16 protein-coding genes and 1 riboswitch are annotated in these 16440 nt (G+C 60.5%); of the genes, 9 read left to right on the forward strand and 7 right to left on the reverse strand.

Annotation, left to right across the window (positions count from 1 at the left end; all coding sequences use genetic code 11):
* Positions 1 to 5: 5 nt before the first annotated feature.
* Together ACX80D_RS03490 and ACX80D_RS03495 are read left to right on the forward strand one after the other, a co-directional pair.
* On the forward strand, positions 6 to 857 hold the full coding sequence (locus ACX80D_RS03490; RefSeq protein WP_459321240.1) for a class II fructose-bisphosphate aldolase: 852 nt from the start codon (positions 6 to 8) through the stop codon (positions 855 to 857).
* A 35-nt stretch (positions 858 to 892) separates the two neighbouring features.
* Positions 893 to 1687, forward strand: coding sequence for a DeoR/GlpR family DNA-binding transcription regulator (locus tag ACX80D_RS03495; RefSeq protein WP_459321241.1), 795 nt, complete (start codon positions 893 to 895; stop codon positions 1685 to 1687).
* Here ACX80D_RS03495 and ACX80D_RS03500 read toward each other — a convergent pair.
* Together ACX80D_RS03500 and ACX80D_RS03505 are read right to left on the reverse strand one after the other, a co-directional pair.
* Positions 1684 to 2385, reverse strand: coding sequence for a response regulator (locus ACX80D_RS03500; protein WP_459321242.1), 702 nt, complete (start codon positions 2383 to 2385; stop codon positions 1684 to 1686). The genes ACX80D_RS03495 and ACX80D_RS03500 overlap by 4 nt on opposite strands.
* Positions 2382 to 4037: an ATP-binding protein gene (locus ACX80D_RS03505; RefSeq protein ID WP_459321243.1), complete on the reverse strand. Its 1656-nt coding sequence runs from the start codon at positions 4035 to 4037 to the stop codon at positions 2382 to 2384. The genes ACX80D_RS03500 and ACX80D_RS03505 overlap by 4 nt, the downstream gene beginning before the upstream one ends.
* Before the next feature lie 167 nt (positions 4038 to 4204).
* Here ACX80D_RS03505 and ACX80D_RS03510 point away from each other — a divergent pair, with 167 nt between their 5' ends.
* Both ACX80D_RS03510 and ACX80D_RS03515 read left to right on the forward strand, forming a co-directional pair.
* Complete coding sequence (locus ACX80D_RS03510; RefSeq protein ID WP_459321244.1) at positions 4205 to 5575, forward strand: cation:dicarboxylate symporter family transporter; 1371 nt, start codon at positions 4205 to 4207, stop codon at positions 5573 to 5575.
* Positions 5576 to 5700: 125 nt separating this feature from the next.
* Complete coding sequence (locus tag ACX80D_RS03515) at positions 5701 to 5910, forward strand: hypothetical protein (protein ID WP_459321245.1); 210 nt, start codon at positions 5701 to 5703, stop codon at positions 5908 to 5910.
* Between the two features lie 69 nt (positions 5911 to 5979).
* Here ACX80D_RS03515 and ACX80D_RS03520 read toward each other — a convergent pair whose 3' ends face one another.
* Positions 5980 to 6657: a phosphoglycerate mutase family protein gene (locus ACX80D_RS03520; protein ID WP_459321246.1), complete on the reverse strand. Its 678-nt coding sequence runs from the start codon at positions 6655 to 6657 to the stop codon at positions 5980 to 5982.
* 58 nt (positions 6658 to 6715) lie between these two features.
* Here ACX80D_RS03520 and ACX80D_RS03525 point away from each other — a divergent pair, with 58 nt between their 5' ends.
* On the forward strand, positions 6716 to 7618 hold the full coding sequence (locus ACX80D_RS03525; protein WP_459321247.1) for a CPBP family intramembrane glutamic endopeptidase: 903 nt from the start codon (positions 6716 to 6718) through the stop codon (positions 7616 to 7618).
* A gap of 122 nt (positions 7619 to 7740) precedes the next feature.
* On the opposite strand, the gene ACX80D_RS03530 is transcribed toward ACX80D_RS03525, so the two are convergent.
* Complete coding sequence (locus ACX80D_RS03530; RefSeq protein ID WP_459321248.1) at positions 7741 to 8379, reverse strand: VOC family protein; 639 nt, start codon at positions 8377 to 8379, stop codon at positions 7741 to 7743.
* Positions 8380 to 8493: 114 nt separating this feature from the next.
* On the opposite strand from ACX80D_RS03530, the gene ACX80D_RS03535 reads away from it, so the two are divergent.
* The 3 genes from ACX80D_RS03535 (at position 8494) to metX (ending at position 13871) form a co-directional block, all read left to right on the forward strand.
* Positions 8494 to 10989, forward strand: a complete 2496-nt coding sequence (locus ACX80D_RS03535) for a Tex family protein (RefSeq protein ID WP_459321249.1) — start codon at positions 8494 to 8496, stop codon at positions 10987 to 10989.
* 158 nt (positions 10990 to 11147) lie between these two features.
* Positions 11148 to 11264: riboswitch (SAM riboswitch) on the forward strand.
* 77 nt (positions 11265 to 11341) lie between these two features.
* Positions 11342 to 12658 carry a bifunctional o-acetylhomoserine/o-acetylserine sulfhydrylase gene (locus tag ACX80D_RS03540; RefSeq protein WP_459321250.1) on the forward strand — a complete coding sequence of 439 codons (1317 nt, stop codon included), beginning with the start codon at positions 11342 to 11344 and terminating at the stop codon, positions 12656 to 12658.
* A gap of 52 nt (positions 12659 to 12710) precedes the next feature.
* Positions 12711 to 13871 (forward strand): homoserine O-acetyltransferase MetX, encoded by a 1161-nt coding sequence (gene metX, locus ACX80D_RS03545; protein WP_459321341.1) that lies wholly within the window; start codon positions 12711 to 12713, stop codon positions 13869 to 13871.
* A gap of 28 nt (positions 13872 to 13899) precedes the next feature.
* Here metX and ACX80D_RS03550 read toward each other — a convergent pair whose 3' ends face one another.
* Together ACX80D_RS03550 and ACX80D_RS03555 are read right to left on the reverse strand one after the other, a co-directional pair.
* Positions 13900 to 14322 carry a hypothetical protein gene (locus tag ACX80D_RS03550; protein ID WP_459321251.1) on the reverse strand — a complete coding sequence of 141 codons (423 nt, stop codon included), beginning with the start codon at positions 14320 to 14322 and terminating at the stop codon, positions 13900 to 13902.
* A gap of 203 nt (positions 14323 to 14525) precedes the next feature.
* Positions 14526 to 15329, reverse strand: coding sequence for an SGNH/GDSL hydrolase family protein (locus ACX80D_RS03555; protein ID WP_459321252.1), 804 nt, complete (start codon positions 15327 to 15329; stop codon positions 14526 to 14528).
* Between the two features lie 103 nt (positions 15330 to 15432).
* Between ACX80D_RS03555 and ACX80D_RS03560 the strand changes: the two genes are divergently transcribed.
* On the forward strand, positions 15433 to 16068 hold the full coding sequence (locus ACX80D_RS03560) for an alpha/beta hydrolase (RefSeq protein WP_459321253.1): 636 nt from the start codon (positions 15433 to 15435) through the stop codon (positions 16066 to 16068).
* Between the two features lie 101 nt (positions 16069 to 16169).
* Here the strand turns inward: ACX80D_RS03560 and ACX80D_RS03565 are convergent, their stop codons facing one another.
* Positions 16170 to 16400, reverse strand: a complete 231-nt coding sequence (locus ACX80D_RS03565) for an RNA-binding S4 domain-containing protein (protein ID WP_363878737.1) — start codon at positions 16398 to 16400, stop codon at positions 16170 to 16172.
* Between the last annotated feature and the right edge of the window lie 40 nt (positions 16401 to 16440).

Genomic DNA, 16440 nt, shown 5'->3' on the forward strand with positions numbered 1-16440 from the left:
ATTTCATGGCTTTGATCAACACTCGCGACATCATGGACCAGGCGGCAGCGGCTGGCACGGGGCAGGGCGCGTTCAACGTAATCCACCTCGAGACCATCGAAGGCCTCATCGGCGGGGCCGAAGCTGCCGGACGCCCGGTCATTTTGCAGATTTCCGAGAACTGCGCCAAGTTCCACGGTGGCTTGGAACCGGTTGCTGTGGCCACGTTGGCTGCTGCTCGCAAGGCATCCGTGCCAGTGGCGGTCCATCTGGATCATGCTGAGGACGAGGCGCTGGCGTATCAAGCCGTTGACTTAGGGTTTGGCTCCATCATGTTCGACGGCGCCCACTTTGAGTATGCCAAAAACGTTGAGGTCACGGCCCGCGTCGCCGCTTACGCACATGAGCGCGGCGTGTATGTTGAAGCCGAACTTGGCAAGGTGGGTGGCAAGGACGGTGCGCACGCTCCTGGTGTCTTGACCGATCCCACCGAGGCTGCAGCGTTTGTGGCTGCCACCGGTGTCGATGCTTTGGCGGTGGCCGTGGGTTCTTCGCACGCCATGACCGAACGGTCAGCCGCGCTGAACTTGGGGCGCATCACCGAGCTGAAGGCTGCCTTGTCGGTGCCGTTGGTGCTGCACGGCTCCTCCGGGGTGTCGGATGAAAACATCGTTGCAGCCATTGCCGCCGGCATGAGGAAAATCAACGTCTCCACACACTTGAACGGCTTCTTTACCCGGGCCGTGCGGGAATACCTGGACGCCAATCCTGCCGTGGTTGATTCACGGAAGTATCTTGGTGCAGGCCGGGCAGCACTGATTCCGGAAGTTGCACGTTTGCTGGATCTTTTTGCTGGCACGAACCACACCCACCACTAAACGCGAGCGGCCGGTTCGCCGCCTAGGATTGAACAATGAACAGAACTGAACGACTGACCGCCATCTTGAACCTGCTCGCCGTAGACGGCCAGGTGGAAGTGGAAGAGATCGTTGAGAAGCTAGCCGTTTCTCCTGCCACAGCACGCCGCGACCTAGATTCGCTGGCCAATGAACGTTTGCTGACGCGTACCCGTGGCGGTGCCACGAGTGGTTCTGTTTCCTACGATCTTCCCGGTCGATACAACCGTGATGACCATGCTGAGGAAAAGCAGCAAATTGCTCACGCAGCGAGTGCCTTGATCCCCAAGGGGGCAGTGATTGGTTTGTGCGGTGGCACCACAAGTACCGCCTTGGCACAGGTGTTATCGACGCGTGAGGACTTGATGGTTCAATCGAACCGGCCCACTTTGACGGTGGTTACCAACGCCATCAATATTGCTGCGCAGCTTGCCATTCGCCCCAATTTTAAGATTATGGTCACCGGTGGCATTGTGAACCCTCGCTCTTACGAGCTGGTAGGCCCCTATGCCGACACCATCTTGGCGCGGGTTGCCCTGGACTTCGCCTTCATTGGTGTCAACGGAATTGAACCCGGAGCAGGGCCCACCACCAATGATGAGGGTGAGGCATCGGTGAATTCTAAGATGGCCCGCCGCGCCTCGGAAGCCTACATTTTGGCCGACGCCTCCAAGATTGGCAAGCGCGCCTTCGCCACCATGCAAGAACACGATTTCCACAATCTCATCACGGATTCACGCATCACCGACGCTCAGATGAAAGCGTTCCACGAGGCCGGCACGCATGTGATCGTGGCTCCCCCGCTGCATTAGCGGGGGAGCGGCCAGTGATATTCCAGCTCGGGCCGGCCAGGGGAACCATGCCGGGGCGCCTTAAGAGCTGTTCCGGTTTCCACCAGGTGGTCCAGATAGCGCCGCGCCGTCACGCGAGACATCGCCAGTTCGGCGGCGGCCTCGGTCGCTGAGGCTGGTTGTCCGTGGGCGCGTAGCCAGTCAGAAACGCTGCGCAGGGTCTCCGGCAGCATGCCCTTGGGCAGCGCCATTTTTCCGGTTGGTCGCAGTTGTGACAAGGCCCGATCAATGGCGTCCTGAGATGTTTGCGATCTGTCCCTCAAGACCGCGTGGTAGTTGAGGTAGTTCTCCAACTTCTCCCGGAACGCAGCGAAGGTGAAGGGCTTAATGAGGTAGGCCGTGATTCCCAGCGCAATGGCAGAACGGACCACATGGACATCGCGCACCGCAGTGATCGCCACGACGTCCGGGACCAGCCCCAGCCCATGGATGCGCCGGAGCAGGTCCAAGCCGTGCCCGTCGGTGAGGTTCATGTCCAGCAGAATCAGCTGCACGGCAGGGATGGCGGGATCATTTAGTGCAGCCAGCGCCGCCTGCATGCCGTGCGCTTCGGCTACCACCTCGAAGCCGTTCAATCGGCGCACATAATCTGCGTGCGCAGCGAGGGCAATGGGTTCATCGTCCACGACGAGCACCCGGATGGGCGAAGAATTACTCATGGTGTGCCCTCGGTAGTTGTTGGTGTTGTTGGTGTTGGAGCGTGGGCAGCCAGTGCGTCCACGGGGAAGACCGCGGTCATAAGGGCACCGCCGTCGTTCTCTGCCGTGATGGTGCCACCGAGTGCGGCGGTCGCGCGGCGGATCAAGGCCATGCCAAAACCACGCCCACCCGGAGCCACGGAGGATTTATCGGTGGTGCCAAGTCTGCCCAGAATATCCAGATCAGTGGTGGGCAAACCGGGGCCGTTATCTGCCACGGTAATGCTCAGTTCGCCGTCGGCCACTAGGAGGTCCACCCACACGGTTGGCTGTTGGGCGATGCCAGCGGCGGCTTCAATGGCGTTGTCTACGAGGTTGCCCAGCAGTGTCACCAGTTCGCGCGGATCCAAGGTGTTGGGCGGCAAGGTTCCGGCTGCTGTCAGCTCCAGTGTCACGCCGCGCTCATCGGCCTGGGCACGTTTGCCCAGCAGAAGAGCGGCGAGGAACGGTTCATCGAGGACTTCGATGAACTCTCCTCCCAGCAGAACACTCTCACGATGTTCCACGGTGGCGAAGTCCAATGCTTCGCGGGGTCGGTCCAATTCGATCAAGGAAATGATGGCGTGCAGACGGTTGGCATGCTCATGGGTCTGCGAACGCAAAGCCTCCACTAAAGTCTGGGTGCTGCTCAGACTACTGGCCAGCGCCGTCAGCTCGGTGTGATCGCGCAGGGTCGCCACTATTCCAGCCGGAGTGTTGCTCCCGGGGGTTTGGGCCGGGCGCTGGCTCACCACCAGGAGGCGGTCCCCGGCGAGATGGACCTCATCCGTGGCTATCCGGCCACTCTTCAACAGCTCCCTGAGCGAATCGGGCAGCCCGAGGGAATCCAGACTGGGCGGCGCTGCTGATGTCTGCCCGGCAAGGGGCGCGTTGATCCCCAGGAGCAGTGCGGCGTGATCGTTGTAGAGCACCATGGCGCCGCGAGTATCCACCAGAACCAGTCCCTCACGCACCGAATGCAGCACCGATTCGTAGTAGGTAAAGAGCTGGCCCAGCTCTTCGGGCCCCCAACCAAAGGTAACGCGTTTGAGGTAACGTCCCAACACCCAAGCAGCCAAGGAACCAGCCAGCAAGAGCGCCGCCGCCAAACCAAGTACGGCAGGAAGCTGGCTCGCCACGAGGATTCGGACGTTACTCACGGTCATGCCCGCGGCCACCATGCCGAATACCGTCCCGTCATTGTCCTGGATGGGGACAATCACACGGACCGAAGGACCCAAGGTCCCCAGCGTCGTTTCAGAGTGCGTGTTCCCGGCCTGTGCCTCGGTGATGGAGCCGGCGTATTGATTGCCAATTTCTTCCGGGTTGGGGTGCGTCCAGCGCACGCCCTGCGGCGACATCATCGTGATGAAGTCGACGTGGGCATCGGCCATGACCGATTCTGCATAGGGCTGCAGGGTTGTACTCGGGTCAGCTTCCTTGGCAGCAGCTAGCACGGCAGGCGAATCGGCGATCGCGGTGGCGACGGCAAGCATTCGCTGGCTGGTCTGCTCATAAGTGCGGGAGCCGGCGTCGTACGCCATGTAGGTGGTCAGTCCGGCAGCTAAGAGCACCACAAAAATCAGGTTGGCAACGAACAACCTGCGGGCAATACTCCAGCCGCGCCACAACATGAGGAACCTTTCGTGCGACCAATATGAACACAACGGTGAGCTGAGTCACGTTGCAGGGCAATCTTATGTGAGGCGGATCGCACGCCCACTAACCAATGCTAGTCACCAGCCGAGCACACCAGCAAAGCACACCAGCAAAGCCAACAGACCAACAGCAAGGAGTCATCATGAGCTCTCAAGGACGAGGGACACTCAGTGCGGCCAAACCCGCAAAACGCAGGTTGGATAAGACCCACTGGCTCTACATTGCTGTCATAGCTGCTGTGGTGTTCGGCGCAGCGATCGGTCTGCTGGCTCCTGAAGTGGGCAAGTCGCTGAAGCCGCTGGGCACCATGTTCATCGCGCTGATCAAGATGGTCATTGCTCCCATCATCTTCTGCACCCTCGTGATTGGTGTTGGATCCATTGCCAAGGCCGCCACCGTCGGTAAGGTGGGTGGCCTGGCGTTACTGTACTTTATGACCATGTCCACCGTGGCGCTGGCCATTGGGTTGTTGGTGGGTAATATCATCCACCCGGGCTCCGGATTGAAGCTTGAACCCTACAAGGCCGGTGGCGGCGCCGAGGAGAACTCCACGGTGAAGTTCTTGATGGAAATGATCCCTGGTGACATTCCCGTCCTGCCCACATTGGTGCTGGCGCTCATGGTTGGGTTTGCTGTCCAGTCCCTGGGCAAGGCTGGCGAGCCGGTCCTGGTTGGTGTCAAGCACATTCAAAAGGTTGTGTTCAAGTTGATGACCATGATCATGTGGCTTGCTCCGGTGGGTGCCTTCGGTGCTATCGCCGCCGTAGTAGGTGCCACGGGGTGGGCCGCAATTGGTTCCATGGCCATCCTCATGGGCGCCTTCTACCTCACGTGTGCACTGTTTATCGTGGTCATTTTGGGTTCCATTCTGCGTCTGGTGACCGGCCTGAACATTTTCACCCTGATGCGCTACCTAGGCCGCGAATACCTGCTGATCTTCGCGACGTCTTCCTCTGAATCTGCGCTGCCGCGCCTGATGGCGAAGATGGAACATGCCGGTGTTTCTAAGCCCGTTGTGGGCATCACTGTTCCCACCGGTTACTCCTTCAACCTAGACGGCACCGCCATCTACCTGACCATGAGTGCCCTGTTCATCTCCACCGCCATGGGCCTGCCGATGAACCTTGGCGAGCAGATTGGTTTGCTGATCTTCATGGTCATTGCCTCCAAGGGCGCTGCCGGCGTCACCGGTGCCGGCCTGGCAACCCTGGCTGCTGGTCTGGCCGCCCATAAGCCGGTCCTGCTTGACGGTATGGGCGTGATTGTAGGCATCGACAAGTTCATGTCCGAGTGCCGCGCACTCACCAACTTCACCGGTAACGCTGTGGCTACCTTGCTGATTGGCAAATGGACCCGCGAACTGGATATGGACAAGGCCCGCGAAGTTCTAGCAGGGCGTGATCCCTTCGATGAAGCCAATATGGAAGAGGACGACCACGGTTTCGGTGGTGGTGCAGATGCTGCTGACGCTGGCGCCCCCGCACAAAAAGACCGCGTCCCCGTCGGCGTCTAGTTCCTGACCGGTAGTTACGCGCTGGGGTTGCCGGGGTTGCCGGGGTTGCCGGTGCCGCCGCCGCGCCGGCCCCTGCGCATCGACCCGACACATAATGACGCTTAGAAATTTCTAAGCGTCATTATGTGACGGGTCGATGGGGGTTTAGTCGGCGGGTCGGTGTGGGTTCAGTCGGTGCGGGTTTAGTCGGTGTGGGTTCAGTCGGTGCGGGTCTGGTGGATGCGGGCTCAGCCGGCGTCGGTTTGGCTGTGCCGAAGCGTCTTCTGGGCGAAGAACTCCTAGCTGAGGGAGCTGCCAGCCGCGGACGGACCACTGGGACTGATCCAGCCCAATAAACACTCGGAAAATAAGGGCCGGCCCACCAAGCATCGCGCGTTCGCTCCGGAGAACCTAGGGAGCACGAATCACCAGATGCGTTCGGGGGCGTCCAGGACGGTGGTGCTGGGATCGGCCTGGGTCCACTGCAGGAAGGGGGTGTCCAAAACGTAGCGGTCTCCGGTCTTGATCAAAGTCCGGGTCTCGGCGTTCTCCGGGTTGTTCAGCGATTCGAAGTACTCCACCGACCAGTGGAACCAGCGCATACAAAACAGTCGCATGGTCAGCCCGTGCGTCACGAACAGCGCATTGGGTGCGGCGTCGGGCTTGGCCCATTGGCGGTGCAGGGTCTCCATGAACGAGGAAACCCTGTCATACACATCGGAGCCGGATTCGCCCTCTCTGAACCGGTAGAAAAAGTGTCCGTAGGCGTTGCGTAATTCCTTTTGGTCGGCGATCTCCGCCGGGTTCTGGAAGTTCGCCCAGTCTTGCTCGCGCAGCCGCGGTTCCTCCATGGTGGACTCGACCAGATCGCCCAAATCCATGGCCTCCAGCGTCTGGTAGGCCCGCAGATAGGGGGAAACGTAGACCCGCACTTTCTTGCCATTGAGCTGCCGACGCACTTTTTCTCCGGCGGCCTTCGCCTGCAGAACGCCGAGCGCCGTCAGCGGGATCCGATAATCCGGAATTCGGTTATAAATAGTCTGGTCAGCATTGGCGGCCGACTGTCCATGCCGCACCATGATGATCTGTTCAGGGGATCCCATTCCCCGAGTTTACCGACCCCGCATGCACAATCGCGCCAGGGGCGGCATGATTGCGTGTATGACTGAATCTGTGCCAGCTATTCCGCAGCGCTCCACGCATTCCACGAGCTCCACGCACGACGGCGTTGTTTCCGTCCCAGCCTCTGTCACCACCGGCGCGGCGCCAACAACCGCCGGCGAGGGGTCCGGCGTCGACCATCAAGGCCTCGACCATCAAGGATGGGGGACCAAGTCCCGGCGGCGGCTGATCACTGAAGTGCTGCTGGTGTTGGGGGTTTCGATCGGTCAGTCGGCCGTGTATTCGGTGGTTTCGCTGCTGGATAAGATGAGCCGAGCGCCCATTTCTCAGGGGACTTCCACGCTAAACGCGGTGCGCAATAATCGTGAATTCTTTGATTTCACCTACCAAATCCTGGATATCTTCTTTGCGCTGGTGCCGGTGATGCTGGTGTTTTATCTGCTGGCTGAGCCCGGGAAATCCGTATTTCGGAGCATAGGGCTGGATTGGCGGCATCCGCTGCGCGACGGGCTGGGTGCGCTGGGTCTGTTGGTGGTTATTGGGGTGCCGTCGCTGGGGCTGTATGCGGCCGGGCGAGCCATGGGGATCACCACCGAGATCATTCCCAGCGCCTTGAACCAGTATTGGTGGACGGTGCCGGTCTTGGTGCTGTCGGCCATTCGGGCAGGCGTTCTGGAGGAAGTGATCCTCAATGGCTACCTGCTGGGCCGGCTGGCGAAGATTGGGCTCGGCCCGTGGACGGCGATTGTCCTGGTGGCCCTACTCCGCGGCAGCTACCACCTGTATCAGGGGTTCGGCCCGTTCATTGGAAACGTCGCCATGGGGTTGCTGTTCGGCTGGGTGTACAAGAAGTGGGGCCGCGTGGCGCCGCTCGTGGTGGCGCACGCGCTGATAGACATTGCGGCGTTCACGCTGGGTCCGGCACTGGGCTTCGGTGGCTGAGTCGCCTATGGGGCAAAAAACAACGGCAAGAGAGCTTAACGGCAAACGAGGGGGTAGTTGTTACCTTTCGCCCCCCGGCAGACCGTGGGCGAAAGGTAACAACTACCCCCTGAACTCAAAAACTAGATCGTCACCATGCCATTGGCTGTTTCAAAGGTGACGCTCATGATGCCTGGGGTACCACGCGGGGCGACCCATTCCACGGCCACATCGTTCAACGGTGCCTCCACGGGCTCACCCAACCATTCGGTGACGCGTTCAGCGCTGCCGGCAATGGTTAGCGAGGACAAGCGCACCGTGGACGGGCGGGCTTGTGAGGGGTGCAGCGTGGGATCGCCCTCCCACTTGAGCATGTACGGGACCTGCGGATCCGCGATCAGGCCCTTGATGCCGATCTGCTGCCAGATCAGCTCCTGCCCGTCCGGGAACTTGCGGTTTCCGGGAACCGCACTTCTGCCGAGGCGCTCTTCGAAGGGGGCGAGATCGTCTACCGCAACGCACCAACCCATCCAACCGCCACCGGCAGCGGAGCGGGCCTGCACGGCTTGCCCGAACGGAGCTTTGTCGGAAGCCGGGTGGTTGAGGCACTCCACGATTTCAAGGTAATGGTGGTCCGTGAGGGGGATGATCATATTGCGGGTACCGAAGCGCGGATGCACTCCGCCCTTGACCGCCTTGACCCCAAGGGCTGTTGCGATTCGCTCCGAAGTGGCAGCCAATCCATCTGATTCACTGGCGTAAGAAACATGATCCATTCGCATAGCTTCATCTTGGCACTTTGTGATCAGGCTCTCGACTTAGTGTTACCTAAGGCACATGGGACGTGTGATGTGGGCAGGTCGCAGCAAGCGTCTGTTGTGGGGCAGAATTGAAGGGTGAATGAGAGAGCCGTACCCCTGAATCTGCCCACCGCATCCGCCCAGGCCGAGCGCATTATCGCCGCCATTGCCGCTGAGCTGGGTGTGCGCCCGGCTCAGGTCCGTGCTGCTATTGGCCTGATGGACGACGGCGCCAGTGTCCCCTTTATTGCCCGGTACAGAAAAGAAGTTACCGGCACCCTTGACGACACCCAGTTGCGCGAACTCGAAGAACGTCTGCGGTACCTGCGTGACTTGGAAGCCAGGCGTGTGGTGGTGCTGGAAACCATTCACGGACTCGGCAAGCTCAGTGATTCCTTGCGCCGCTCGGTGGAAGCTGCAGCCACTAAATCGGAATTGGAAGATCTGTACCTACCGTACAAATCCACGCGGAAGACCAAGGCTGATACAGCTCGCGAGGCTGGACTGGAGCCCTTGCTTGATGCACTGTTGGCCGATCCATCGAAGTTCCCGGCCGCTGAGGCGGACGCCTTCGTCAGTTCAGAGCGCGACGTTGCCACAGCGGACGACGCCTTGGCTGGCGCCCGGGCCATCTTGATTGAACGTGCAGGCCAAGATGCGGCATTGGTCGGTGAATTGCGGGAACGGCTATGGAAAACTGGGCGCCTGCGTTCCGCTGTCAAAACTGGCAAGGACAATGACGGTGAGAAGTTCAAGGACTACTTTGACTTCGCTCAGCCACCCCACACCCTGCCCAGTCACCGAGTCTTGGCCTTGCTGCGTGGCGAGAAGGAAGGCGTGCTGTCGCTGGATCTGGCCGAGGCTGACCCCCGGGATAAGGAAGCAACAGCTCAGGCCCGTGCGGTGTATGAGAATGCTGTTGGACACTCTTTGGGTATTACCGAATCCGGCCGTGCTGCCGATACGTGGCTCATGACCGGAGCCAGGTTGGCCTGGCGCACACGTATTCTGACCCGGCTGTCTGTGGATTTGCGCGTCCGGTTGTTCCAAAGCGCCGAAGAGGAATCTGTTCGCGTGTTTGCCGCCAATCTGCGCGATGTCCTCCTTGCCGCACCGGCTGGAAACCGTTCCACTCTGGGACTGGATCCCGGGCTGCGCACTGGCACCAAAGTAGCGGTGGTGGACGGCACGGGAAAGGTTGCCGCTACCGAGACCATCTATCCGCACGCACCGGCAAAGCGCTGGAATGAAGCCCTGGCAACCTTGGTCTCACTGAGCCAGCGGCATGACGTTGAGCTGATTGCCATTGGCAACGGGACGGCCAGTCGCGAGACCGACAAGCTGGCTGCTGAACTTGTGGCTGAACTCAAACGGCTCAATCCTGAGCGTTCGGTCACCAAGCTGGTGGTCTCCGAGGCCGGCGCTTCCGTGTATTCCGCCTCGGCGTTGGCGAGCGCCGAACTGCCCGGCATGGATGTCTCTCTGCGCGGTGCCGTCTCGATTGCGCGCCGCCTGCAGGACCCGCTGGCCGAGCTCGTCAAAATTGAGCCCAAGTCCATTGGCGTTGGCCAATACCAGCACGATCTCACCCCGGCCAAACTGGACCGTTCCCTAGATGCCGTGGTGGAAGACTGCGTCAATGCGGTGGGCGTGGATCTGAACACGGCCTCGCCAGCACTCTTGGCGAGGGTGGCCGGCGTCGGCCCTCTTTTGAGTGAGAACATTGTGGCTCACCGCAATGAGAACGGCCCCTTCAAGAAGCGCCGCGAGCTGCTTAAGGTGGCACGGCTGGGCCCGAAGGCGTTCGAACAATGCGCTGGATTCCTGCGGATTACCGGGGGAGCGGAGCCGCTGGACGCCTCTAGTGTGCACCCCGAAGCGTACGGAGTAGCGCGCAAAATTCTCGTCGCGGCCGGCGCTGGAGCGCATGAGATCGCCGGCGGAGTGGGGGCCGTGGCTTCGGTGAATCCGGCCGATTTTATTGAGGGAGAGTTCGGTCTGCCCACTGTCAGGGACATCATTGCCGAGCTGCAAAAGCCAGGGCGTGACCCGCGGCCGCGCTTTGAAACCGCCACGTTCACCGATGGCATCGAGAAGATCACGGATCTGCGCCCCGGCATGATTTTGGAAGGCACGGTCTCAAATGTGGCAGCGTTCGGCGCCTTCGTGGACATCGGTGTGCATCAGGACGGGCTGGTGCACGTCTCGGCCATGAGCAACAGCTTCGTGTCGGATCCGCACACGGTGGTTAAATCCGGCCAGGTGGTGCGCGTGAAGGTGCTGGAAGTGGCGCCCGAACGCAAACGAATTTCACTCACGCTGCGCTTGGACGATGAAGTGGGTGTCGGGGCCCACGCTAATTCCAAGGGTGCTGCTTCCAGAGGTTCCGGTTCCAGAGGTTCCGCCGAGGAGCCCACTAGGACGTCCGACGTCGGCTCCCGCACTTCCGGGCGTCCATCACCTTCGCGCCCGCAGCGCGCAGCTCAGCCTGGCGGGAATCAGAAGGGTGCGCAGCAGGGGCGGACAAGTGCTGCGCCGCAGGCCAATACAGCCATGGCCGAGGCGCTGCGGCGTGCGGGGTTGGGCAAGTAGCGCCCGGCACCACCGAAAGAAGAGGGTGAAAGTCGCTCATCGTTCACTAATTCATCCTCTGGCATCTTTTTGGCGGGTTTTCAAACAGATGTTCGCCAATAGTCATAAAGTCGTCATATTGTTGCGGGTTCGCGGGGGATCTTCCACACTGGAAGTTAGGTCATGAGTGTCAGCGAATAGCCCCGGCTTGCTGACCGGCAACCCTCCTTCCGCGGTGGGGTGCCCCGGGTGAAGACCTGGCATCGAACCATCCGGTTCCGGTGCAAGCGCGGGCCGTATCTGTTCAAGGCCCTTCCCGCAGTGCGCGGTGAAGGGCTTTTGCTGTAGGCCACTAGTGTGAAGGAACCCACCCATGAGTAACGGTTGGTCATTTGAAACCCGTCAGATCCATGTAGGTCAGGAGCCCGACGCCACCACAGGCGCCCGTGCACTCCCGATCTACCAGACCACATCCTTCGTGTTCCCTTCGGCCGAGAGTGCAGCAGCACGGTTCGCCCTAGCTGAGCTAGAGCCGATCTACACCCGTATTGGCAACCCCACCACGGACGCCGTCGAGCAGCGTGTAGCAAGTTTGGAAGGCGGTGTTGCCGCGCTCTTGCTCGCCTCCGGTCAGGCAGCTACCACCTTTGCCATCTTGAACCTCGCCGAAGCAGGCGACCACATCGTTTCCAGTCCTAGTGTTTATGGGGGCACATTCAACCTGCTGGCTCACACGCTGAAGAAGCTAGGCATTGAGGTCACTTTCGTCGATGATCCCGATAACCTGGATCAGTGGCGTGCAGCCGTTCGCCCGAACACCAAAGCCTTTTTCGGTGAGACGGTATCGAACCCGCGCCAGGACGTGTTGGACCTGGAAAACATCAGCGCTATTGCCCACGAGGCTGGCGTGCCGTTGATTGTGGACAACACCTTGGCCACCCCGTACTTGATCCGCCCCCTCGAATGGGGTGCCGATATTGTGATCCATTCGGCCACCAAATACCTCGGTGGGCACGGCACCGCCATTGGTGGCGTCATTGTGGATGGCGGCAAGTTCGATTTCGCGGCTAACCCGGAGAAGTTCCCCGGCTTCAACACCCCGGATGAGACCTACAACGGGCTGGTGTATGCCCGTGATTTGGGTGTGGGCAGTGCTCTCGGAGCCAACTTGGCCTACATCCTCAAGGCTCGTGTTCAGCTGCTGCGTGATCTGGGCTCGGCCATCTCGCCGTTCAACGCGTTCCTGATTGCTCAGGGCATCGAGACGCTGAGCTTGCGCATCGAGCGCCACGTCAGCAACGCCGTCACCGTCGCACAGTGGCTCGAGAGCAATGAAAACGTTGAGGCCGTCGCGTATGCCGGTATTCCCTCCAGCCCCTGGTTCGAGCGCGGACGCAAGTACAGCCCCAACGGCACCGGTGCCATCATCGCCTTCGACATTGTGGGCGGTGCCGAAGCTGGCAAGCGCTTTGTTGATGGCTTGGAACTGCACTCGCACGTTGCCAACTTAGGTGATGTCCGCTCCTTGGTCATTCACCCCGCTTCCACCACGCATGCTCAACTCTCGCCCGAGCAGCAGCTTGCCGCCGGTGTGCGCCCCGGGCTGGTTCGCCTCTCGGTCGGTTTGGAAAACGTCGCCGATATAATCGCCGATCTGGAAGCCGGATTCCGCGCCGCAAAATCGGCCTAATGCCATGGAACACGCGGTGGACAAAGTAGTGGACGATGCGGTGAATAAAGATATGTTGGGGCTTTCAGCCGCTGCCGCTGAACCCGTCGGCGAGGACTTCTGCGCAGCCGTGGGTCAGGGCGGTGGTGTGTTGCGCTCCATTGAGATCGGCGCACTGCCGCTGGAAGCTGGGGGCGAGCTGCCTTCCGTGACCATGGCTTTTGAATGCTGGGGCAAGCTAAATGCAGCCGGCGACAACGCCGTGCTGATCCAGCATGCCCTGACCGGCAGCACACATGTCAGCCGCGGTGATTCCGAGGAAGATGGCTGGTGGGAAGGCTTGGTGGGTCCCGGCGGGGTCATCGACACCAACAAGTACTTTGTGGTCTGCGCCAATATGATTGGTGGTTGCTATGGCACCACCGGTCCCTCCAGCATTGCCGCCGACGGCAAGCCTTATGGTTCCCGTTTTCCGTTCATCACCATCCGAGACTCCGTCCATGCAGAAGCGCTCCTAGCCGAGAAATTGGGTGTCACCGTCTGGTATGCCGTCATTGGCGGATCCATGGGCGGGGCGAGGGCCTTGGAATGGGCTGTTACTTACCCTGACCGTGTCCAGCGCTGCGCCGTGGTGGCTTCCTGCGCTGCCAGCACTGCCGAACAAATCGCCTTTGCCCAGGCTCAGGTGCTGGCCATCCGGCAGGACCCAGACTTCGCTGGCGGGGATTATTACGACGGCGCCGCCCCCACCACCGGGCTGGGGCTGGCCCGTCGCATTGCCCACATCACCTACCGCTCTGAGGCTGATATGGGTCACCGCTTTGGTCGAAAGGCACAGGACGACGGCGGCACCATCACTCATGTGCGCCTAGAACCCGCCACGGGTGGTCAGTTCGCGATCGAAAGCTATCTGGACCACCAAGCGCGCAAATTGGTGGGTCGCTTCGACGCCAATAGTTACATTGCGATCACCGAGGCGCTCATGAGCCACGACGTCACGCGTGGCCGCGGCACCTTGACTGAGGCGCTGGTAGTGACAGAGAAGGTCCAGTTCCTAGTTGCGGCGGTGAACAGCGACCGCTTGTATTTCCCGGCTCAGTCGCAGGAGCTGGCAGCGGCACTTCCCGGTGAGGTTGCGGTGGGAATCATTGATTCGAGCATCGGGCACGACGGCTTTCTGACAGAGGTCGCCGCAGTGGGTGCGCTCTTGGAAGACGCCTTTTTCGCGAAATAGCAATCCACTGTTTGAGGAGATATCGAGTTTAGAAGTTCTTGAAGATTGCTTCGCGGTGCACAGCGTACTGGTCCGCGGTCACTTGGCTATTGCGACGAGCAACATCCAGCGCATCGAGCTGACGCTTCAGCTCAGCCTCGGCGCGCATCCGCTCGTTGGCGAATCCGGTGGTCTGGTGGCCGTGGGAGGTGTCGTAGTTAGCTAGGGGAACACCATTGAGGAGTGTTCCTACGTAGGGGACATTGTCGGGCTGGTGGGCGATGCCGGTCCGAGCCGATGGTTTCGCCTGCGTGTAGGGGTCGGCGCGCTGTTCACGTTTCTTGCGCGTTGCTGCCTTGATGAAGGAGGTTAGAAGCACCACGCCAATGATGATCAGCACCAAAAACGGTTGGGCGCTGAAGCTGCTGCTAGATGTTTCGGCAACAGTGCTAGTAGCTAGTGGCTCGAACATGAGCATCACAATGCACCTCTTCTTGATAGGACGCAATTGCACACTGCGCCAAACCCCATCCTAGTCGTGAAAACTGCGACGGAACCCGAGGCCGCGAAAGATCAGAGCGCCGCCATAAAAGCCTCGGAGTGGCGCAACGAAACACCAAAGTGCCGAGTACATTCGGACGCCGTCGGGTCCGTCAGAAGCCGTCGGGATCCCACCTACTCAGAATCCAGCACCTGATTGAACACAGGCCCTGGCGTGGGGCGTTTGGCGGTGATCCCGTCACCGGAGGACTGGTGCCGCAAACGCCGCAGCACCCAGGGGAACAAGAACTCCCTAGCCCAGACCAAATCCTCAGCCCGGGCAGCCTGCCACTTTTGCGCCGGCAGAGGAGAGGGCTCGAGGGGGACCAGCGAGTGTTTAACATTCAGAGCATCGAGCGCCATCATGGCGATGGTGTGGTGCCCCAGCGGGGAGAAATGAAGCCTGTCCACGTCCCACATTCGTGTTCCTGCGGGCTGGTGTAGCGACCACATATCGGCAACAATGGCGTCGTGCCGGGCGGCGATGGTGCGCAGGTTCTCATTGAAGATGGCGATTCGTCCGCGCACGATTCCTAGCACCGGGGTGTCACGGACGTCAGGACCGTTGAAGAGCAAGACGGTCGCTCCGGTCGCTGCCATGGTGGCCACGGCTGCATCGAGTTGTGCGGCCAAGGCATCAGGGTCAGAGCCTGGGCGAATCAAATCATTGCCACCAGCGGAGATACTGATCAGGTCCGGTTTCAGGGCCAGCGCCGGGTCTATTTGCTCGGAGAGGATTTGGCCCAGCAGACGGCCCCGGATGGCCAAGTTGGCGTATTTGAAGTCGTCGGTACCGTGGCTTAATTCCTCTGCCACGCGGTCGGCCCACCCGCGGTAGCCGCCTGGGCTGGAGGGCTCTGGATCGCCGATTCCTTCGGTAAAGGAGTCGCCCAAAGCAACGTAGCGGGTCCAAGGGTGGGCAAGCGTTGATTCATTCACCTCTCCATACTGCCCGGTAACATGTCATTTTCGCTACCTGTTTACGAGTCTGTCTCGTGGACGGCCTTTTTGGGTGACGCACCCGCCGTGGAAAGATGGAGTCATGAATACAACCCCCACAGTCCTTTGGTCACGTGAAGAAAATGAGCGCGCCGGAACTCCTCTTTTGGTTATTTTCCACGGCTATGGCGCCGATGAGGCTGACCTGTTTTCCCTGGCAGCGCAGCTCCCTGCAGAGTTCACAGTGGCCTCGGTCCGCGCGCCGTTACAGGCAGGTCCGGGCTATTCCTGGTTCCCGTTGCGCAACGATCTGGGCTACTCGGTGACGACCGTGACCGAGTCCGCAGCCGCCGTCGAACATTGGATTGACAGTGTCCGTGAGAATCACACGTCTGTGAGTTTGCTGGGTTTCTCGCAGGGCATGTGCATGGCTACGTCGCTGCTGCGCCACCGACCGGCCGATTACGCTGCCGTGGTGGGCCTGTCAGGTTTCGTGGTGGACGCCGATGGTGATCCGTACTTCGATGACGCCGCTGTGGCTGCCGTGAAGCCGGAGATTTTCTGGGGTCGTGATCAGGCTGATCCGGTCATTCCGCAGGCGGCCATCGAGGCCACGAACACGTGGATGCATGGCCACGCCAAGCTCACCAAGGTTCTCTACACGGGCATTTTGCACGGTATCAATGCGCAGGAAATCGCGCACGTGGGCGAGTTCCTGCAGTACAAGGTCCTTAAGTAGCTAGCTGAAGTAGACACAGCGTTTAAAGTACGACGGCGGCACCCGAGCTGGGTGCCGCCGTCGCGTTCGCTCGGCGCAGCAGCGTTCGCTGTGGTTAGACATTAACCGCCGGTGGCGATGCGAACGGTTTCACCGTTGACCGTGACGGTGTCGCCGGGGTGGAGCTGGCGGCCGCGGCGGTCATCGATCTCACCGTTGACCTTAACGAGGCCGTTCTTGATGAGTTCGGTGGCTTCAACGCCGTCCTCGACCAGGCTGGCAAGCTTGAGCAGCTGGCCTAGGCGGATCATGTCGTCTCGGATGGGGATGTCAATGATCTCGTGTGCACTCATGGTGTTAATTGTGCCGCATCCTGAGTTGAGTGATTTACAG

It is taken from the genome of Arthrobacter sp. Sr24 (assembly GCF_054511175.1).